Here is a 16,267-nt window from a genome sequence, read left to right as displayed (position 1 = left end):
TGGAGGAGCCGCTGGTAGAGTTGTGATCCGGTAGCCTAAAATCGTGCGATTCAAAAAGAATTTGGCGAAAACTGTTCCTGCTGGTATTCTCCGCCCAACGAAAATCAAATGAGCGCCTGCTGCATGCCGGTTGGCCTTGCGCGGCGCGGTGGAAAAGATACGTGAGTGACCCCGACAGCGGCAGAGCGCCGCAGGCAGACGGGGCGTCGGTAGCAGAGCGCAGGAAGGGTAAATCCTCCCGGCGCGCTAAGCGTAAGCGTGGCGGTCAAGCCCGTCCGAACGCTTTGTCTGCGGAGGCCAACCAGACCGGCAAGTCCGGCGCGGTGGCGACACGCCCAGCAGATCAGGACGCCGGTTTCCCGGCCAAGAAGCGCAAGCGCAGACGCCGTTCTCGTGGCGGAGCGCAGGATGGCGCGCAGCATTCCTCCCAGTCACAGCAGCCACAGGCCTCCGCCGCGCCGGACCAGCGCGCTGCGGATGAGCATGGCCATGCCTCGTCGAACAAAAGTGGCAAGAACAGGCGCAAGCACCGCAGCAAGCGCGGCCTGCAGGGCCGGCCGCTGGCGCATGAGAAGACGGCGCAGCTCGTCGCTCCCGCCGCCGTCATTGCGGCAGAGCGCGCTCCTGCCCACAACGATCATCGTCTTCAGCCGCAGCAGCGCCGCGAGGGCTCAGCGTCGCATCAGCAAGCCGATCCCGATTCCCGCCCCATGGATCTCTATGCGGCGCTCGATCTCGGCACCAACAATTGCCGTCTGTTGATCGCGCAGCCGACGCGCCCGGGGCAATTCCGCGTCGTCGATGCCTTTTCCCGCATCGTCCGCCTCGGCGAGGGGCTCGGCGCCAGCGGCAGGCTGTCGGGTGACGCCATGGACAGGGCCGTCGAGGCCCTGCGTATCTGCGCCGCCAAGCTGAAGACCCGCGAGATCCGCCGCATGCGGCTGATCGCGACCGAAGCGTGCCGCGCGGCGGAAAACGGCGAGGTCTTCCTCGCCCGCGTCATTGAAGAAACCGGGCTGCAGCTTGAAATCATCGATCGCGAAACCGAGGCGCGGCTTGCCGTGTCCGGTTGCTCGTCGCTGGTGGGTCCCGAGGCGCGCTCCGTCGTGCTCTTCGATATTGGCGGCGGCTCCTCGGAAATCGCCATCATCCGCATCGGCGAAAACCGCTCCAGCCGGCTTGCCAACCATATCACCCACTGGACCTCGCTACCGGTCGGCGTGGTCACGCTCTCGGAACGTCATGGCGGCCGCGATGTCACGCCGGAATTGTTCGAGGCCATGGTTCGCGAAGTCGAAGGTATGCTCGAACGCTTTGATTGCCCGCCGGTGCATGGGGCCACGCGCGACAGCGCCGATTTCCATCTGATCGGCACGTCGGGCACGGTGACGACGCTGGCCGGCGTCCATCTCGACCTGCCGCGCTACGACCGTCGCCGGGTCGATGGTGTCTGGCTGTCGGACGACGAAGTGACCGCGATGCAGGCCAAGCTGCTTTCCTGGGATTTTGCCGGCCGCGCCGCCAATCCCTGCATCGGACCGGATCGCGCCGATCTCGTATTGGCGGGCTGCGCCATTCTGGAGGCGATCCGCCGCCGTTGGCCGAGCCCGCGCATGCGCGTCGCCGATCGCGGCCTGCGCGAAGGACTGCTTACCGATATGATGGCGGATGACGGTGTGTGGCGGCGTGGCCGCTCGCGCCGCGGCCATCGACCGAGGGATACAAAGGGACCGCAGGCATGACCAAGCCAACCATCGCCGGTAATCGCACGGGCCGTAAGCTCGGTCAGCGCGTCAAGAAAAAGAAGCTGAAGGCCTCCTCGCGGGAGTGGCTGCATCGGCACATCAACGATCCCTATGTGCAGCGCGCCCAGCTTGAAGGCTATCGCGCCCGCGCCGCCTTCAAGCTGCTGGAGATCGACGAGAAGCACCAGATCCTGAAGGGCGCGCGCCGCATCATCGATCTGGGTGCGGCACCGGGAAGTTGGTCGCAGATCGCGGCCAAGGTGACCGGTTCGACGGAAGACGATATTCGCGTCGCGGCCATAGACTTTCTGGAAATGGCGCATTTGCCGGGCGTTACCATTCTGCAGCTCGACTTCCTCGACCCTGACGCGCCGCAGCGGCTGGTCGATGCCGTCGGCGGCGAGCCGGACCTGGTGATGTCAGATATGGCTGCGCCGACGACGGGCCATCACCGCACCGACCATTTGCGCACCATGCATCTCTGCGAGGTCGCCGCGCATTTCGCAATCGAAGTTCTGGCCGAGGGCGGGCATTTCCTCGCCAAGACCTTCCAGGGCGGCACGGAGCGCGACCTCCTGAACCTGCTGAAGCAGAATTTCCGCCAGGTCGTTCATGTGAAGCCGGGCGCATCCAGGGCGGAATCGGTCGAAATGTTCCTGCTGGCAAAAGGCTTCAAGGGACGCAATGTCGAGCATGGCACAATAAGCGCTTGATTTAGCAGTGGCTTTTGGTCGATGATGCAGTCCCCTCGATACTGAAGGCGGCACATCATCACCATGCTTCTTTACGTCACGCTCGGTTCCAACGATATTCCGCGCGCCGGCAGCTTCTATGACGCGGTTCTGCCTATCCTCGGCTACCGGCGCCAACGCGAATCGGACGAGGAAATCGGCTATGCCGCCGATGGCGACGTCCGTTGCCGGTTCTGGGTGGTGGTTCCCTATGATCACCGCGCCGCGACGATCGGCAACGGCTCGATGGTCGCCCTGCATGCGGAAAGTCGCGCCGATGTCGATGCTTTTCACGCGGCGGCGCTCGCCCATGGCGGCACCGATGAGGGCAAGCCTGGCCTGCGGTCGTTCCATGCCAATTTCTATGCGGCCTACGTGCGCGATCCCGATGGCAACAAGCTCAGCGCCGTCTGCGAGAAGCCTGAATAGGTTTTCGTTTCTCCCCGGCGTGTAGAAGAAACTACTTCACCACCGACTGCTGCGGCTCCGTCGCTGCGACGCGCTTCAGGCCGGCCTTGTGGCCAGAGACCGTGGCGCCGGCATTGCGGTCCATGCGGATGAAGGGAATGGTGGCAAGCACGGTCAGGATCGATATGCAGTAGAAGGCGATGTGGAAGTCGCTGACCTGCAGCTCCGTGCCGCTGAAGAAGGTCGAGGTTTCCAGGATCATCGCGGCGACGGCAACGCCGAGCGCCAGGCTGATTTGCTGCATGACCGAGCTCATCGATGTCGCCTGGCTTGCCTGCTTGTCGCTGATGTCGGCAAAGGCGAGCGCATTGATGCCGGTGAAGAAGAACGAGCGAGAGAAGCCGCCGACCAGCAGCACGCCGATGATGACGAGATGCGATGTGGTGGGCTCGAACAGGCCGGTGCAGATCGTCGTCACTGTCGTGATGGCGGCTGCCGACAACAACGCCGTCTTGAAGCCGACGGCGGTAAAGACGCGGCGAGCGATGAACTTGGTGGAGATGGCGCCGATGGCGCCGGCAAAGGTGATCAGGCCCGACTGGAACGGATTGAGCCCAAAGCCGAGCTGTAGCATCAACGGCGTCAGGAACGGCATGGCGCCGATGCAGATGCGAAACAGCGTGCCGCCGGTAACGGAGGCGCGGAAGGTGGCGTTCTTCAACAGCGTCAGGTCAAGGATCGGCGCCGGGTGACGGCGCGCATGGCCGACATAGAGGAAGCCGCAGACGAAGCCGATAGTGACGGCCGAGATGCCGATTGCCGGCGGCAGTGCCGGCAGGCTGATGACCGACATGCCGAAGACGACGCCAGCGGCCGCGAAGGATGTCAGCAGGAAGCCGATGAAATCGAGCTTCGGCGGCTTCGTCGCCTCGACCTCCGGCAGGTAGATCGACGACAGGATAATGCCGAGGATGCCGACGGGAACGTTGATCAGGAAGATCCAGTGCCAGGACGCGTAGGTGGTGATGAAGCCGCCGAGCGGCGGGCCGGCCAGTGGCCCGACAAGGGCAGGGATGGACAGCAGCGCCATGGCGGAGACCAGGTCGCTCTTCCGTGTCGTACGCACCAGAACCAGACGCCCGACCGGCGTCATCATCGATCCGCCGACACCCTGCAGGAAGCGGGCGGCAACGAATTCCAGGAGCCCGCCCGAGACGGCGCACAGGATCGAGCCGACGACGAAGACACCGATGGCAATCCGGAAGATGTTCTTCGCCCCGAAGCGATCCGCCATCCAGCCGCTGATCGGGATGAACACCGCCAGCGACACCATGTAGGAGGTCAGCGCCAGCTTGAGCGTGATTGGACCGACATGGAGATCATTCGCAATCGCCGGCAGCGCGGTTGCGATCACCGTGGAATCCATCTGTTCCATGAAGAGCGCAACGGCAAGGATCAGGGGAACGATGCGATTCATAGGCAGATGCCTTGATGGGTGGTGTCTTCGGGAAAGGGCGCCGCTTGCGGCGGGCACTCGCTCTGTAGTCCTATGTACTGTCTCTGCCAATCCCCGAATCTACCGCGTGGCCTCCCGGGCATCACGTCTTCGTGATGCCTGATATGGCCCGGTATAGGTTACCAGGTTTGACATATGCTAAGCGCATGTAAATGCTAAACGCATAAAACGTCATTCGGTCTATTAGCGGATTTGGCTGGATATGTCATGGCCAAATTGCCAGCCGTGAAAGATCGTGTTTCAGCCTGCAACGACCGATGACGATGACAGGCGCGGCTTACGTTGCCACCATTGGAGAGAATGAGATCATGAGTGTTGTTCTGCCGCCCGAAACCCATCGGTTCAAACTGGGATCCTGCACCGTCACCGTCGTCAAGGATGGCGCAAACGTCATGGACAATCCCTGGGAAACCTTCGGTTCGAACCAGACGCCGGATACGGTGCGCAAGCTCCTGGCGCAGAACTTCCTGCCGACCGAGAAATTCGTCAACAGCTATGCGCCCGCCATCATCGACACCGGCTCCGACCTCATCGTCGTCGATACCGGCTTCGGTGCCGCCGGCCGCGCCCGCGGCTTGGGTCGGCTCCGTGAAGGCCTGAAGGCCGCTGGTTATACGCCGGAGCAGGTGACTGTGGTCGCCCTAACGCATCTGCATGGCGACCATATCAACGGGCTGCTGGAGGAGGGCGCGCCCGCCTTCCCGAATGCCCGCTATGTCACCGGCGAGATCGAATACGAATTCTGGACCAACAAGGCCCGCGAGGGAACACCGGCAGAGGGCGGCCACAAGGCGGTGCTTGCCAATGTCGTACCCTTTGCCGAGAAGATGACCTTCCTCAAGGAGGGCGCCCAGATCGTCAGCGGCATGACCGCGATGCTTGCTCCGGGCCACACGCCCGGCCATCTCGTCTTCCATCTCGAATCGGAGGGCAAGCAGCTGGTCATGACCGGCGATACGGCCAACCACTATATTCTGTCGCTCGGGCGCCCGGATTGGGAAGTTCGCTTCGATACGGACAAGGCGCAGGCCGCCAGGACCCGCCGCCGCGTCTTCGACATGATCGCTACCGACCGCATCCCTTTCCTCGGCTTTCACATGCCGTTCCCGGCTGTCGGTTTTGTCGAGAAGCAGCCGGAAGGTTTCCGCTATGTGCCGAAGACCTATCAGTTCGATCTGTGAGGATGGTCAGCGTAAAGATGCCGGGAAAAGCGTCCTGAGATTGGCTATGCATTTGCGCTCGGGCTGGCCTGCGGCTGCCCAGCGCATTTTACTATTCCCTTCCTGTCATAGACGTGTTACCAGCCCTCGCCAACTTCCAAGCAACACTTGCAAGATCGCCCGGTAGACGATTCGTTCCGGAGCTGTCCTGTTTTTTAAAGACGAAGGAATTGGCCATGGCTCGCATTATTGAAACGTCAACCGGGTTAGACGCCCTTACCTTCGACGACGTGCTCCTGCAGCCGGGACACTCCGAGGTCATGCCCGGCCAGACGAATATCGCCACCCGCATCGCCCAGGATATCGAGCTCAACCTGCCGATCATGTCGGCCGCCATGGACACGGTGACGGAAGGCCGTCTTGCCATCGCCATGGCCCAGGCCGGCGGCCTGGGTGTTATCCACCGCAATCTGACCCCTGTGCAGCAGGCCGAAGAGGTCCGCCAGGTTAAGAAATTCGAAAGCGGCATGGTGGTCAATCCGGTGACGATCGGCCCCGACGCGACGCTCGCCGACGCGCTCGGCCTGATGAAGGCCCACGGCATTTCCGGCATTCCTGTCGTTGAGAAGTCGCAGCGCCTGGTCGGCATCCTCACCAACCGTGACGTCCGCTTCGCTTCCAATCCGGAGCAGAAGATCCACGAGCTGATGACCCACGAGAACCTGATCACGGTTGCCGACGGCGTGCAGCAGCAGGAAGCCAAGCGCCTGCTGCATACGCACCGCATCGAGAAGCTGCTGGTTGTCGACGGCGAAGGTCGCCTCATCGGTCTGATCACCGTCAAGGACATCGAAAAGTCGCAGCTTAATCCGAATGCCTCCAAGGACGCGCAGGGCCGCCTTCGCGCCGCCGCCGCCATCAGCGTCGGTGACGACGGCTTCGAGCGTGCCGAACGCCTGATCGATGCTGGCGTCGACCTGCTGGTCGTCGATACCGCCCATGGCCATTCGCAGCGCGTCCTCGATGCCGTCACTCGCGTCAAGAAGCTCACCAATTCGGTTCGCATCATGGCCGGCAACGTCGCCACCTATGACGGCACGCGAGCGCTGATCGATGCCGGCGCGGACGCCGTCAAGGTCGGCATCGGCCCCGGCTCCATCTGCACGACCCGCATCGTCGCCGGCGTCGGCGTGCCGCAGCTCGCGGCCATCATGTCGGCGGTCCAGGCCGCGCAGGATCAGAACATCCCTGTTATCGCCGATGGCGGCATCAAGTACTCTGGTGACCTGGCCAAGGCGATTGCCGCCGGCGCATCCGCCGCCATGGTCGGCTCGCTGCTGGCCGGCACCGATGAAAGCCCGGGCGAGGTCTATCTTTACCAGGGTCGCTCGTTCAAGGCGTATCGCGGCATGGGTTCCGTCGGCGCCATGGCACGCGGCTCTGCCGATCGCTACTTCCAGGCGGAAGTGCGCGACACGCTGAAGCTGGTGCCGGAAGGCATCGAAGGTCAGGTGCCCTACAAGGGCCCGGTCTCGGGCGTGCTGCACCAGCTCGCCGGCGGCCTCAAGGCTGCCATGGGTTATGTCGGCGGCGCCGATCTCAAGGACTTCCAGGAGCGCGCCACCTTCGTACGCATCTCCGGCGCGGGCCTGCGCGAAAGCCACGCCCATGACGTCACCATCACCCGCGAAAGCCCGAACTATCCGGGTTCCGGCGGCTGATCGATGCCGAATGGCGCTGAAGACAATGTCAGGTCCATCCAGGGCCTGACGGCGATCCTTGCGGCCCTGTCGCTGGCGCTGTTTGCCTGGATCTATGCGGGCTTCGTCACCGCCTTCCGCAATGCATCGGCGGGCCAGCAGATGTTGGACGCGCGCATCGGCGGCTACGAGGCCGAAGATGTCGTTGCCATGGTGCGTTACCTCAAGGATCACTCCGATCCGGCTGATATCCTGCATTCCATGTATCTTGGGCCTGAATTGATCTTCCCGCTGGTGCTCGGCGGGTTCCTCTTCTGCCTGCTGCGGCTGGTCGGGCCGCGCGGAACCTTCTTCGGCCGGTCAATTCCATCGGCGGCGATTACCGCGATCTTTTGCCTGCCGATCGTCTATGGCGTGGTGGATTATGCGGAGAATATCGCCGGGCTGCTGCTCTATCCGCCGGCCACGCCGTCGGACGGCACTGTGGCACTGCTCTCGGGCCTGTTGCCGATCATCGTGCGGCTGAAGTTCCTGTCGCTTGTCATCACCATCATTCTGCTGGCCCGTTTCTCGATTTTTCGTTACCTGTCTCCCGGCGGATCCAGACCGTCGTGAGCGGTCGCTTCAGCCGCTTTGAAATCGTAAAGGAGTTGGCGGCGTGACCGGCTATGAAATGTTGTGGCCCATGGTGGCCCATGCGGGGCTTGTCTATATTCTCTACGGGCTATTGGGCCTGCGCCGCCGCGACCTCGTCAAGGCGGGTAAGATCCGGCTATCGCAGTTTCGTGAGAACCATGCCGCCAACGAGGCGGCGGGGAGCCTGGTAGTGCGCAACAGCATCGCCAACCAATTCGAGCTCCCCGTCCTTTTTCATGCCTGCTGTATCACGCTGTTCATCGCACAGGCGGATAATCTGCCGGCCGTAATCCTCGCCTGGATCTTCGTCGCCACGCGCTACGCCCACGCCTATGTGCATGTCACCAGCAACAATCTGCGCTATCGCAGCCCGCTCTTCGCCCTTGGCTATATCGTCCTTGCCGGCATGTGGGCTTGGCTTGCCGTCTGGCTCGCCGTTACGCAGGCCATGCCGGCCTGACTGTCCGCAGCGTCGTTCCATGCGAATACAAAGGCCGGAGCATACTTCGGCCTTTGTCGACTCGGCGGGAGTGCGCTATTACATATTGCATGTAAAATTGGACTTTTCCCCTTTACGTCCATTGAGTATGCCAGAGGCATAGCTTGCCCGCGTCTTCGGGCGTCGCTTTTGTGACAATGAAACGGGAAATGCATGAGCCCGGAAAAACCAGCCCGCATCGAATTCCGCAAGCAGCCGAAACAGGAGCGTAGCATCCAGCGCGTCGATGTCATCCTGGCGGCGGCGGCACAGCTTATCGCGGAAAAAGGCGTCAGCACCATGAAAATGACGGAGCTTGCTGCCGTGGCCGGCGTACCGATTGGTTCCGTCTACCAATATTTTCCTGAAAAGGCGGCGATCGTCACGGCGCTGTTCGACCGCCACGCGGTTCTCGTTCAGCAGAAGACGAAGGAAGTCTTCGCCACCGTAACGTCACTCGACCATGCCGTCGATCTGGTTTGCGGCATGGTCGACTGGTACTACCGCGAATTTCGTGGCGATCCGACCTATATGGGCGTGTGGCTCGGGACGGAAATGGACGGGGATCTGCTGAAGCTCAACATCCAGCATAGCAATCGCGTCGCCGAGATCTTTCTCAAGGGTATCGAACCCTTCCTCCCGGCCGATAGCTCCATCGATCTGCAGGCTCGCACCCAGCTTTTCAGCCATCTGATCGGCGCCTCCGTCCGCCTCGCCATCATGAGCGACAAGGCGCTGGCGGTCCGCATGCTCAACGAATGGAAGCAGGTAATCCGGGCGACGCTGTTTGCGGAGCCAACGGCAGGCAATAGGCAGTAGGGCTTTAGCTACTGCCTATAATTCTCACCAACCCGGGAGAATATGTCCGGCGCGTAGGCGCGGATAGGCGCGCGGAAAGGTCTTCACCTCGCCATCGAGATCGTCGTCGATCGCTGCCGGCGTGATGTTGTCGAGGCAGGCGGAGATATGGGCGGTGATGGCGTTCATCAACGACACCGAAAGGCCCGGCCGCTTCATGATGCCGATCTGAACTGGCGGCAAAGGCGGGAAGCCGTCGGCCTGGGTCAGCACCTTCATGCCCGTGCGCAGCGCCGATTCCGGCATCACCGACACCGCCATGCCGGCAAGGACTGCGGACGCGACGACGGTGCAGGACCAGCTTGTGAACAGGACCTGATAGTCGCGGCCGCCGGCATCGAGCGCTGAGCAGGCAAGCTGACGCCACGGGCAGTCGCGTCGTCCGACGGCGAGCGGAATGGGCGCGTCGTCGCGGAGCGGATGATTGGCCGATCCGACCCAGCACAGCGGCTCGGTCCGCACCACATCCGACATTCTCTCACGTGGATTATGGGTGACCAGCGCGATATCGAGTTCGCCGCGATGCATGCGCTCGGCGAGATCGACGGAAGGTTCGCAGACGATATAGAGCTCGACATTCGGATGCGTCTTGGCGAAGCGGCCGATGATCTCCGGCATATAGCGGTCGGCATAATCGTCGGGCGTGCCGATGCGCAGCGTGCCCTCGAGCCGGTTGTCGTCGAAGGCGGCGATCGCCTCATTGTTCAGGCGGATGATGCGGCGGGCATAGTTGAGCAGCTTTTCGCCTTCGGCGGTCAGCCGGTTGCCGCGGCCGTCCTTGATAAAAAGCTGCTTGCCGACGCGCTCTTCCAGCCGGCGCATCTGCATGGACACCGCCGACTGCGTCTTGAACACCCGGTCGGCGGCCTTGGTGAAGCTGCCGGAATCCACGATGGCGATGAAGGTCTGCAACTGATCGTTATCAAGCGGCGCGGACATGATCTCACCTATAAAAGAGTTTGATGCTTACCATTAGAAACATTCGTTGGACTGATCAATAGGTGTTTGGCATCTTCCTAATGCAAATCAGCATACCAATCGACAGACTTCCTGCTGAATTCCTCCCAGCCAACCCCTTTCCCGCACCACCGGGAAGGGGCTCGGCTAGCGCGTGCCTGAAGGAAAGGACCTTGAAATGAGCACGACAGACCGGACACTACATCTCGGCCACGCAAGGCCGTCGCTGCCCCTGACGGCACGCCTGACGCTTGCTTTCGATAAGATGGCAAAGGTCTGGCGCACATTCCGCAACCGCCGCGAGATCAATTATCTGCATGAGCTGAACGACAGCCAGCTGATGGATATCGGCCTGACACGCCAGGACCTGATGTCAGCGCTGACGACCTCGACCTTCTTCGAGGATCCGTCCTGTCAGTTGAGCAATTCGGCGCGTCACCGCGCGCGCCTCTTCGGCCTCGACAGCATTCGCCGCTGATGCCGGCCAAGCCGTTTCCCCGCAGGGTGATAGCCAATAAGCCCTGCTTCTTGCCCGGTGTCCGGCCTCAGTGCCGACACCGGGTTTTTTCTTTTCAAAGAGCCGTGTCCTCAGCTTTCTCGACACTATCGAGGTAGGCTTGAACTGAAAATGGTTGTCGCTTAAATTATCGGCATCCGTCATTCCAACAGGATGTGTGCCGCAATGGATTTCAACTCGATCACAATGCCTTCCAGCCTTGTTACCGGGGAATTCCATATCCATGCCTGCATCCATCACACTTTCCAATCTTTCGTGGTCCACGCCTGACGGCCGGCCGCTTTTTTCCAATCTCGATCTGAGTTTCGGCGCCGAGCGCACTGGCCTTGTCGGCCGCAATGGCGTCGGAAAGACGACGCTCTTGAAGCTCATTGCCGGCGAGCAGCCCCCGCAATCCGGGGCTATTTCCTTTGCGGGCAGCATCGGTGTGCTCCGCCAGAGCGTTCAGGTTGAGCCTGACGAAACCATCGCCGATCTCTTCCAGATACGGGACGCACTAGCGGTTCTTCACCGCGCCGAAGCGGGTGAAGCGACGACTGATGAGCTATCGTCGGCGGATTGGCTGCTGGAAACGCGTCTGGCTTCTGCTCTCGACCGTGCCGGCCTCGATGCGGAACCTTGGACGCGTCTTGCGGCGCTGTCGGGTGGCCAGCGCACGCGCGCCGGCCTTGCCGCACTGATCTTCACCAACCCCGATTTTCTTATTCTCGACGAACCGACCAATAATCTGGACCGTGAGGGCAGGGAGGCTGTGGTCGCGTTGCTCGCAAGCTGGCGCGGCGGCGCGATCGTCGTCAGCCATGACCGGGCATTGCTCGACACGGTAGACGCCATCGTCGAGCTGACGTCGCTCGGCGCCACGCGCTATGGCGGCAACTGGAGCCACTACCGCGAGCGCAAGGCACTCGAACTCGCAGCGGCGGAACACGACCTTGCCGATGCCGAAAAGCGCGTCGCCGAGGTTGTCCGCGCCGCGCAGGCGACGGTGGAGCGGCAGGCGCGAAAAGATCGTATGGGCAAAAAGAAGGCCGCCAAGGGTGGCATTCCGCGTATCCTGCTGGGCGGGATGAAGGAACGGAGCGAAATGACGGGCGGCGAGAATGCACGCCTTGCCGAACGCCAGCGGACGGAAGCGCTTGAGGAGGCCACTGCCGCCCGCCGTCGTATCGAAATCCTCCAGCCTTTGTCCGTCAGGCTTCCGCCGACCGGGCTGCCGGCCAACAAGATCGTCCTGAAGATCGACAGTGTAACCGCCGGCTATCGGCCGGACCAACCGATCATCCGCGATCTCTCCTTTGATATCACAGGCCCGGAGCGGATCGCCGTCACCGGCGCGAATGGTTCGGGCAAGACGACATTGCTGGCGCTGATCTCCGGAGAGATTAAATCCTGGACGGGGACGGTGCGTGTCATGACGACGTTTTCCATGCTCGACCAGCGGGTCAGCCTGCTCGATCCGTCTCTCTCGATCCGCGATAACTTCCGGCGGATAAACCCGCAATCGGATGAAAATGCCTGCCGCGCCGCCCTTGCCCGCTTCATGTTCAGGGCAGATGCCGCACTTCAACTTGTCTCCAGGCTCAGCGGTGGGCAATTGCTGCGCGCTGGTCTAGCCTGCGTTCTCGGCGGCTCGACACCGCCTTCGCTGCTGATCCTCGACGAACCCACAAACCATCTCGATATCGATTCCATCGCCGCCGTCGAGGCGGGATTGCGAGCTTATGATGGCGCTCTTCTGGTGGTCAGTCACGATGAGGTTTTTCTGGAGAATATCGGGATCTCGCGTCGATTGGAGCTGTCGGCGCGGTCTAATTCAGGCTCTTGCGGAAATATGCATGTGTGAACGAGCCGGAATAGATGTAGCAAATCTTCTCCGGCTTATCCGCCATGAATTCGTCACAGGCTTTTTTGACGCCGGGCAAATGGTTCCAGCCATCCGGGTTGATGCTTGGATCGCAGTAATCGTCAATAAGACAAACGGCTCCTCTGGACAGGCGAGGATACACATACTTCAAGCTGACCAATATTGAATCGTAGAGATCGCCATCCAGATACGCAAAGCATATCTTATCCGGCAGGCCCTGTGAGAGCGTGTCCTCAAACCATCCTTTGTGGATGACGGGCGGCTCCAGGCCATGTGCGGCAAAATTATTGATCAGCACATCCTGAGATGTTGCCAGATCGCCTTTCTTGTAGGAGTTTCCGTCTTCGCTTCGTGCGGACGGAAGCCCCTCGAAGCTATCATAAACATGCAGTTTCTTATCGGAACTGAAGCTGTTTATGACTTTTGTGATGAGCACGGATGATTGGCCCTCATTGCAGCCAACCTCGACCAGATCTCCATCTATGTCATAGGCAAGTGCCTGTGAAACCAGATGGTACATGTTCATTCTCTGCTCCACATTCGTGGAAATTCCCGAACGGGTCGGCGAAAATTTAAGGCCGGTAAATTTGTAGATCGATCGGTCGATCATATCGGCGGTGTTGGCGTTAAATCCGAACCGCCTGGTGAGCAAATTAAGAAACCTGTCGATATTGGACGATCGCCGTATCTGCCAGTCGAAGTCTCTCGTAATGAAGAAATTGTCCATATTGCCCTCCAATTTCATGGTTAAAAATCCATTACCTGACACAGGTGGAAAGGCGACCGTCAGTATGTTGGAGTATATTTCCCTGTCCTCATCAATATTGTTGTCTGCGCAGGGAAAAAGTCAAGAGTTTTGCACGAAAACTAGTATCGTTGCTTTATCTTGTGCTCTTCTTGCGTAAATCATATGCAAATCCGTGAAGCCGGAATTTCGGCTGACGGCATACGCAACCGCACGGCTGCAACCGCCATAAGGGAGCGGCATGTTGGCCATCGGCTTACTTCGTTTGATATCGATGACGGAACTCCAACGGCGGCACGCGGAGGCAATTGAGGAAAATTTATAAGCTTCGGACGGACTCAATCAACTTGCCAGGACGGAGGCCAATCATCGAAGCTCTCAACCGGCACTGAGTCACATAGGAGCGTATACAGTGGTTCTGCAGGAAAATCGTTCGGCCGGATAACCAGCGTTCCTTCGTGTGGATCAGCAGCCGTATAGACGAATTCCGCATCATCCCTCTTTTTCCAACGAAGATTGCGTTGCAGAAAAAACTTTGTGATCATGTCTTCCCCCGCGAGATCGGCCAAACGTCACGTCTATTTCGGCGCGGGCTTACCTTCCGCCGGCTTGTAGCTGTCGAAGATCGCTTCCATGTTCTTCTGATAGTTTTTCTGCACTTCCAGACCACTGTCGAACATGGCGTTGAACATCTCGGTATAGGCGGCCATGTCGACGCCGGGGGCGGCGGCCTTGGCTTTGGGCTCTTCCTTCGGCGGCTCCTGGGCCGTCGAGACGTTGCGCATCATGTCCTGAAACGCCTTGGCGAAGGGATTGTCGAGAAAGGGATTGGTAGCCGCCGGCTTTTCGCGCTCGACCGCCTGCGCGCCGAACATCAGTTCCATCGCCTGGGTAAAGGGATTGTCGAAGATGCTCGCCTGCGGCGTCGGCTGCTGCTTGGGCGCAAAGCCGATGCTCTGCAGCCAGTTCTGCATCATTTCGCCCATCGCCGTATTGAGGAATGGATTGGCCATCTGAGGCATCTGGCCGCTGGTTTCCTTGAACAGGCCGCCCATCAGCGCGTCGGCCATGACGGGCAACATGCGCTTGTAGATGTCCTGGCCGATGCCGGTCATCTGCGCGGCTTGCGCGGCCACGGCACGGGATACTTCCTTGGAACCGAACAAGCGCCCCAGCACATTATTGCCGTCGGCAATGCCCTGCGGCGTGAACGCCTTGCTCATGTCCTCAAAATATTTGGCATAGTTGCCGGAGGTGATGTCCTGCATCACGCCCATGAAGTTGTAGGGGTCGGTCGCGCTACGCTTGAAGCCGGAGGAAAAGGCGGGCATCAGCGCCGCCATTGCCTTGGTCGCCTGCTCCTGCGCAAGGTTGAATTGCTTGGCCATCGCCTCGGTGGCTGCGCCGTTCTGTGCTTGCATCATCATGTCGAAGAGTGGCAGCATCGAAGTTCCTTCCCCCGCAATGAGGCCGCTTCTGAATCAGGCGGCGCTTGATTCAGATAGTATAGCGGGAAAAAAGAGGGCGCATACCGGTTTCTATCGACCGGTCACCGCAGAATTGGAGCGGTCCTCAGTATTGATATTCCTCGAAGACCGGTTCGACCGACTGGTTCCAGCGACCGTGATAGAGCATCAGCAGATCGTCGGAAAGCGTGCCCTTCTTGGCGAGCACTTCTTCGAGTGGCGCCAGGAACACGCTTTCGTCCTGGCCGTCGCCGTTCAGCCGCGCGCGGCTCTTCAGGCCGCTGCGGGAAATGCCGATGACATCGCGGGCCACGTCGAACAGGCCATGGCCCTTGATCGCGGCCTTCAGCCCCTGCACGGGCACGATATCGCGCAGCGCGTTGACCTCTTCGAAGGTCCAGTCCTTGGTCAGTTCGTCGGCGGCGGCAAGAGCCGCGTCGTCATAAAGCAGGCCGACCCAGAAGGCCGGCAGGGCACAGATGCGCCGCCACGGGCCGCCGTCGGCACCGCGCATTTCCAGGAAGCGCTTGAGACGCACGTCGGGGAACAGCGTGGAGAGATGGTTGGTCCAGTCGCCCATGGTCGGTTCCCACTCGGCGATCTCGCCCTTCAACGCGCCGTTCATGAACTGGCGGAAGGTGACGTGGGTGCAGTCATGATAGCGACCGTCGCGAACGACGAAATACATGGGAACGTCGAGCGCCCATTCGACATAGTCATGGAAGCCGAAGTCGTCGCGGAAGGTGAAGTCGAGCAGGCCGCCGCGGCGGTTGTCGGTATCGCGCCAGATCTCGCCGCGCCAGGAAGAAAGGCCGTTCGGCTTGCCCTCGGTGAAGGGCGAGGAGGCAAACAGCGCGGTCGCCAGCGATTGCAGCTTCATCGATACGCGCATCTTGCGGCGCATGTCCTCTTCCGAGGAGAAGTCGAGGTTCACCTGGATCGTGCAGGTGCGGTACATCATGTCGAGGCCTTCAGTGCCGACCTTCGGCATGTAGCGGCTCATGATGTCGTAACGCGATTTCGGCATGCGCGGCGTCTCGGCGAGTGTCCATTTCGGACTGCCGCCGATGCCGAGGAAGCGGATGCCCATCGGCTCTGCGATCTCGCGCAGCGTCGCCAGATGCTGGTTCGATTCCTTACAGGTCTGGTGAATGGTTTCGAGCGGCGCGCCCGAGAGTTCGAACTGGCCGCCAGGCTCGATGGAGATGGCGCCCATGCCTGTGGGTTCAGCGAGTCCAATGATGTTGTCACGGTCCAGGATCGGATCCCAGCCGGACTTCGCCTGCAAGCCCTTCAGGAGCGCAGAAATGCTGGCGTCGCCGGCATAGGGCACAGGGCTGTTGTCGGCGCGGAAGAACACGAATTTCTCGTGCTCCGTGCCGATGCGGAACTGCTCCTTGGGCTTGTTGCCTTCGGCCAGATAGGCCGTCATGTCCGAGACCGAGGAGAGCGGGGTCTGGTCGGTGGTATCGCGCGCCATGGTATT

15 protein-coding genes are annotated in these 16,267 nt (G+C 60.8%); 10 read left to right on the top strand and 5 right to left on the bottom strand.

The genetic code is table 11. The annotated features are described in order from the left end of the window. The first annotated feature begins 161 nt into the window (after positions 1-161). From PMI03_RS24735 to PMI03_RS24725, 3 genes are all read left to right on the top strand, one after another. A complete protein-coding gene (locus tag PMI03_RS24735) occupies positions 162-1,742 on the top strand; it encodes a Ppx/GppA phosphatase family protein (protein WP_007699971.1) in 1,581 nt (526 codons plus the stop codon). Further along, the gene (locus PMI03_RS24730) at positions 1,739-2,458 is read left to right on the top strand and encodes an RlmE family RNA methyltransferase (RefSeq protein WP_007699969.1); all 720 of its coding nucleotides are present in this window, start codon (positions 1,739-1,741) and stop codon (positions 2,456-2,458) included. The genes PMI03_RS24735 and PMI03_RS24730 overlap by 4 nt, the downstream gene beginning before the upstream one ends. A 63-nt stretch (positions 2,459-2,521) precedes the next feature. Next, on the top strand, positions 2,522-2,905 hold the full coding sequence (locus tag PMI03_RS24725) for a VOC family protein (RefSeq protein WP_007699966.1): 384 nt from the start codon (positions 2,522-2,524) through the stop codon (positions 2,903-2,905). A 31-nt stretch (positions 2,906-2,936) separates the two neighbouring features. Here the strand turns inward: PMI03_RS24725 and PMI03_RS24720 are convergent, their stop codons facing one another. After that, complete coding sequence (locus PMI03_RS24720) at positions 2,937-4,361, bottom strand: MFS transporter (RefSeq protein WP_007699962.1); 1,425 nt, start codon at positions 4,359-4,361, stop codon at positions 2,937-2,939. Positions 4,362-4,708: 347 nt separating this feature from the next. Here PMI03_RS24720 and PMI03_RS24715 point away from each other — a divergent pair, with 347 nt between their 5' ends. The 5 genes from PMI03_RS24715 to PMI03_RS24695 all read left to right on the top strand — a co-directional run bounded on the left by PMI03_RS24715 (position 4,709) and on the right by PMI03_RS24695 (position 9,193). Beyond that, the gene (locus PMI03_RS24715) at positions 4,709-5,581 is read left to right on the top strand and encodes an MBL fold metallo-hydrolase (RefSeq protein ID WP_085997461.1); all 873 of its coding nucleotides are present in this window, start codon (positions 4,709-4,711) and stop codon (positions 5,579-5,581) included. Between the two features lie 215 nt (positions 5,582-5,796). Continuing rightward, positions 5,797-7,281: an IMP dehydrogenase gene (guaB, locus tag PMI03_RS24710; RefSeq protein WP_007699958.1), complete on the top strand. Its 1,485-nt coding sequence runs from the start codon at positions 5,797-5,799 to the stop codon at positions 7,279-7,281. Between the two features lie 3 nt (positions 7,282-7,284). After that, positions 7,285-7,875, top strand: coding sequence for a hypothetical protein (locus PMI03_RS24705; RefSeq protein WP_007699956.1), 591 nt, complete (start codon positions 7,285-7,287; stop codon positions 7,873-7,875). A gap of 43 nt (positions 7,876-7,918) precedes the next feature. Beyond that, the gene (locus PMI03_RS24700; RefSeq protein ID WP_007699953.1) at positions 7,919-8,356 is read left to right on the top strand and encodes an MAPEG family protein; all 438 of its coding nucleotides are present in this window, start codon (positions 7,919-7,921) and stop codon (positions 8,354-8,356) included. A 192-nt stretch (positions 8,357-8,548) separates the two neighbouring features. Continuing rightward, a complete protein-coding gene (locus tag PMI03_RS24695) occupies positions 8,549-9,193 on the top strand; it encodes a TetR family transcriptional regulator (RefSeq protein WP_007699950.1) in 645 nt (214 codons plus the stop codon). Positions 9,194-9,217: 24 nt separating this feature from the next. Here the strand turns inward: PMI03_RS24695 and PMI03_RS24690 are convergent, their stop codons facing one another. After that, positions 9,218-10,171: a LysR substrate-binding domain-containing protein gene (locus tag PMI03_RS24690; protein WP_007699948.1), complete on the bottom strand. Its 954-nt coding sequence runs from the start codon at positions 10,169-10,171 to the stop codon at positions 9,218-9,220. Positions 10,172-10,367: 196 nt separating this feature from the next. Here PMI03_RS24690 and PMI03_RS24685 point away from each other — a divergent pair, with 196 nt between their 5' ends. Both PMI03_RS24685 and PMI03_RS24680 read left to right on the top strand, forming a co-directional pair. Further along, positions 10,368-10,667 carry a DUF1127 domain-containing protein gene (locus PMI03_RS24685; RefSeq protein WP_007699945.1) on the top strand — a complete coding sequence of 100 codons (300 nt, stop codon included), beginning with the start codon at positions 10,368-10,370 and terminating at the stop codon, positions 10,665-10,667. A gap of 262 nt (positions 10,668-10,929) precedes the next feature. Further along, positions 10,930-12,549 (top strand): ABC-F family ATP-binding cassette domain-containing protein, encoded by a 1,620-nt coding sequence (locus PMI03_RS24680; RefSeq protein ID WP_007699943.1) that lies wholly within the window; start codon positions 10,930-10,932, stop codon positions 12,547-12,549. Here the strand turns inward: PMI03_RS24680 and PMI03_RS24675 are convergent. The 3 genes from PMI03_RS24675 to PMI03_RS24665 form a co-directional block, all read right to left on the bottom strand. Further along, entirely contained in the window at positions 12,515-13,297 is a 783-nt protein-coding gene (locus PMI03_RS24675) for a TylF/MycF/NovP-related O-methyltransferase (RefSeq protein WP_007699939.1), read from the bottom strand. The genes PMI03_RS24680 and PMI03_RS24675 overlap by 35 nt on opposite strands. A 596-nt stretch (positions 13,298-13,893) precedes the next feature. Next, positions 13,894-14,760 carry a DUF937 domain-containing protein gene (locus PMI03_RS24670; protein WP_007699933.1) on the bottom strand — a complete coding sequence of 289 codons (867 nt, stop codon included), beginning with the start codon at positions 14,758-14,760 and terminating at the stop codon, positions 13,894-13,896. Positions 14,761-14,887: 127 nt separating this feature from the next. Then, positions 14,888-16,261, bottom strand: coding sequence for a glutamate--cysteine ligase (locus PMI03_RS24665; RefSeq protein WP_007699932.1), 1,374 nt, complete (start codon positions 16,259-16,261; stop codon positions 14,888-14,890). Positions 16,262-16,267: the final 6 nt, after the last annotated feature.

This window comes from Rhizobium sp. AP16 (genome assembly GCF_000281735.1).
Classification (GTDB): Bacteria; Pseudomonadota; Alphaproteobacteria; order Rhizobiales; family Rhizobiaceae; genus Rhizobium; species Rhizobium rhizogenes.
This window is presented reverse-complemented; position numbering and strand designations above follow the sequence as displayed.

What these genes read in the sequence shown, in the direction of transcription:
- PMI03_RS24730 (WP_007699969.1), top strand. Translation starts at nt 1,739, where the DNA reads ATGACCAAGCCAACCATCGCCGGTAATCGCACGGGCCGTAAGCTCGGT.
- PMI03_RS24725 (WP_007699966.1), top strand. Translation starts at nt 2,522, where the DNA reads ATGCTTCTTTACGTCACGCTCGGTTCCAACGATATTCCGCGCGCCGGC.
- PMI03_RS24720 (WP_007699962.1), bottom strand. Translation starts at nt 4,361, where the DNA reads ATGAATCGCATCGTTCCCCTGATCCTTGCCGTTGCGCTCTTCATGGAA.
- PMI03_RS24715 (WP_085997461.1), top strand. Translation starts at nt 4,709, where the DNA reads ATGAGTGTTGTTCTGCCGCCCGAAACCCATCGGTTCAAACTGGGATCC.
- guaB (WP_007699958.1), top strand. Translation starts at nt 5,797, where the DNA reads ATGGCTCGCATTATTGAAACGTCAACCGGGTTAGACGCCCTTACCTTC.
- PMI03_RS24705 (WP_007699956.1), top strand. Translation starts at nt 7,285, where the DNA reads ATGCCGAATGGCGCTGAAGACAATGTCAGGTCCATCCAGGGCCTGACG.
- PMI03_RS24695 (WP_007699950.1), top strand. Translation starts at nt 8,549, where the DNA reads ATGAGCCCGGAAAAACCAGCCCGCATCGAATTCCGCAAGCAGCCGAAA.
- PMI03_RS24690 (WP_007699948.1), bottom strand. Translation starts at nt 10,171, where the DNA reads ATGTCCGCGCCGCTTGATAACGATCAGTTGCAGACCTTCATCGCCATC.
- PMI03_RS24685 (WP_007699945.1), top strand. Translation starts at nt 10,368, where the DNA reads ATGAGCACGACAGACCGGACACTACATCTCGGCCACGCAAGGCCGTCG.
- PMI03_RS24680 (WP_007699943.1), top strand. Translation starts at nt 10,930, where the DNA reads ATGCCTGCATCCATCACACTTTCCAATCTTTCGTGGTCCACGCCTGAC.
- PMI03_RS24675 (WP_007699939.1), bottom strand. Translation starts at nt 13,297, where the DNA reads ATGGACAATTTCTTCATTACGAGAGACTTCGACTGGCAGATACGGCGA.
- PMI03_RS24670 (WP_007699933.1), bottom strand. Translation starts at nt 14,760, where the DNA reads ATGCTGCCACTCTTCGACATGATGATGCAAGCACAGAACGGCGCAGCC.
- PMI03_RS24665 (WP_007699932.1), bottom strand. Translation starts at nt 16,261, where the DNA reads ATGGCGCGCGATACCACCGACCAGACCCCGCTCTCCTCGGTCTCGGAC.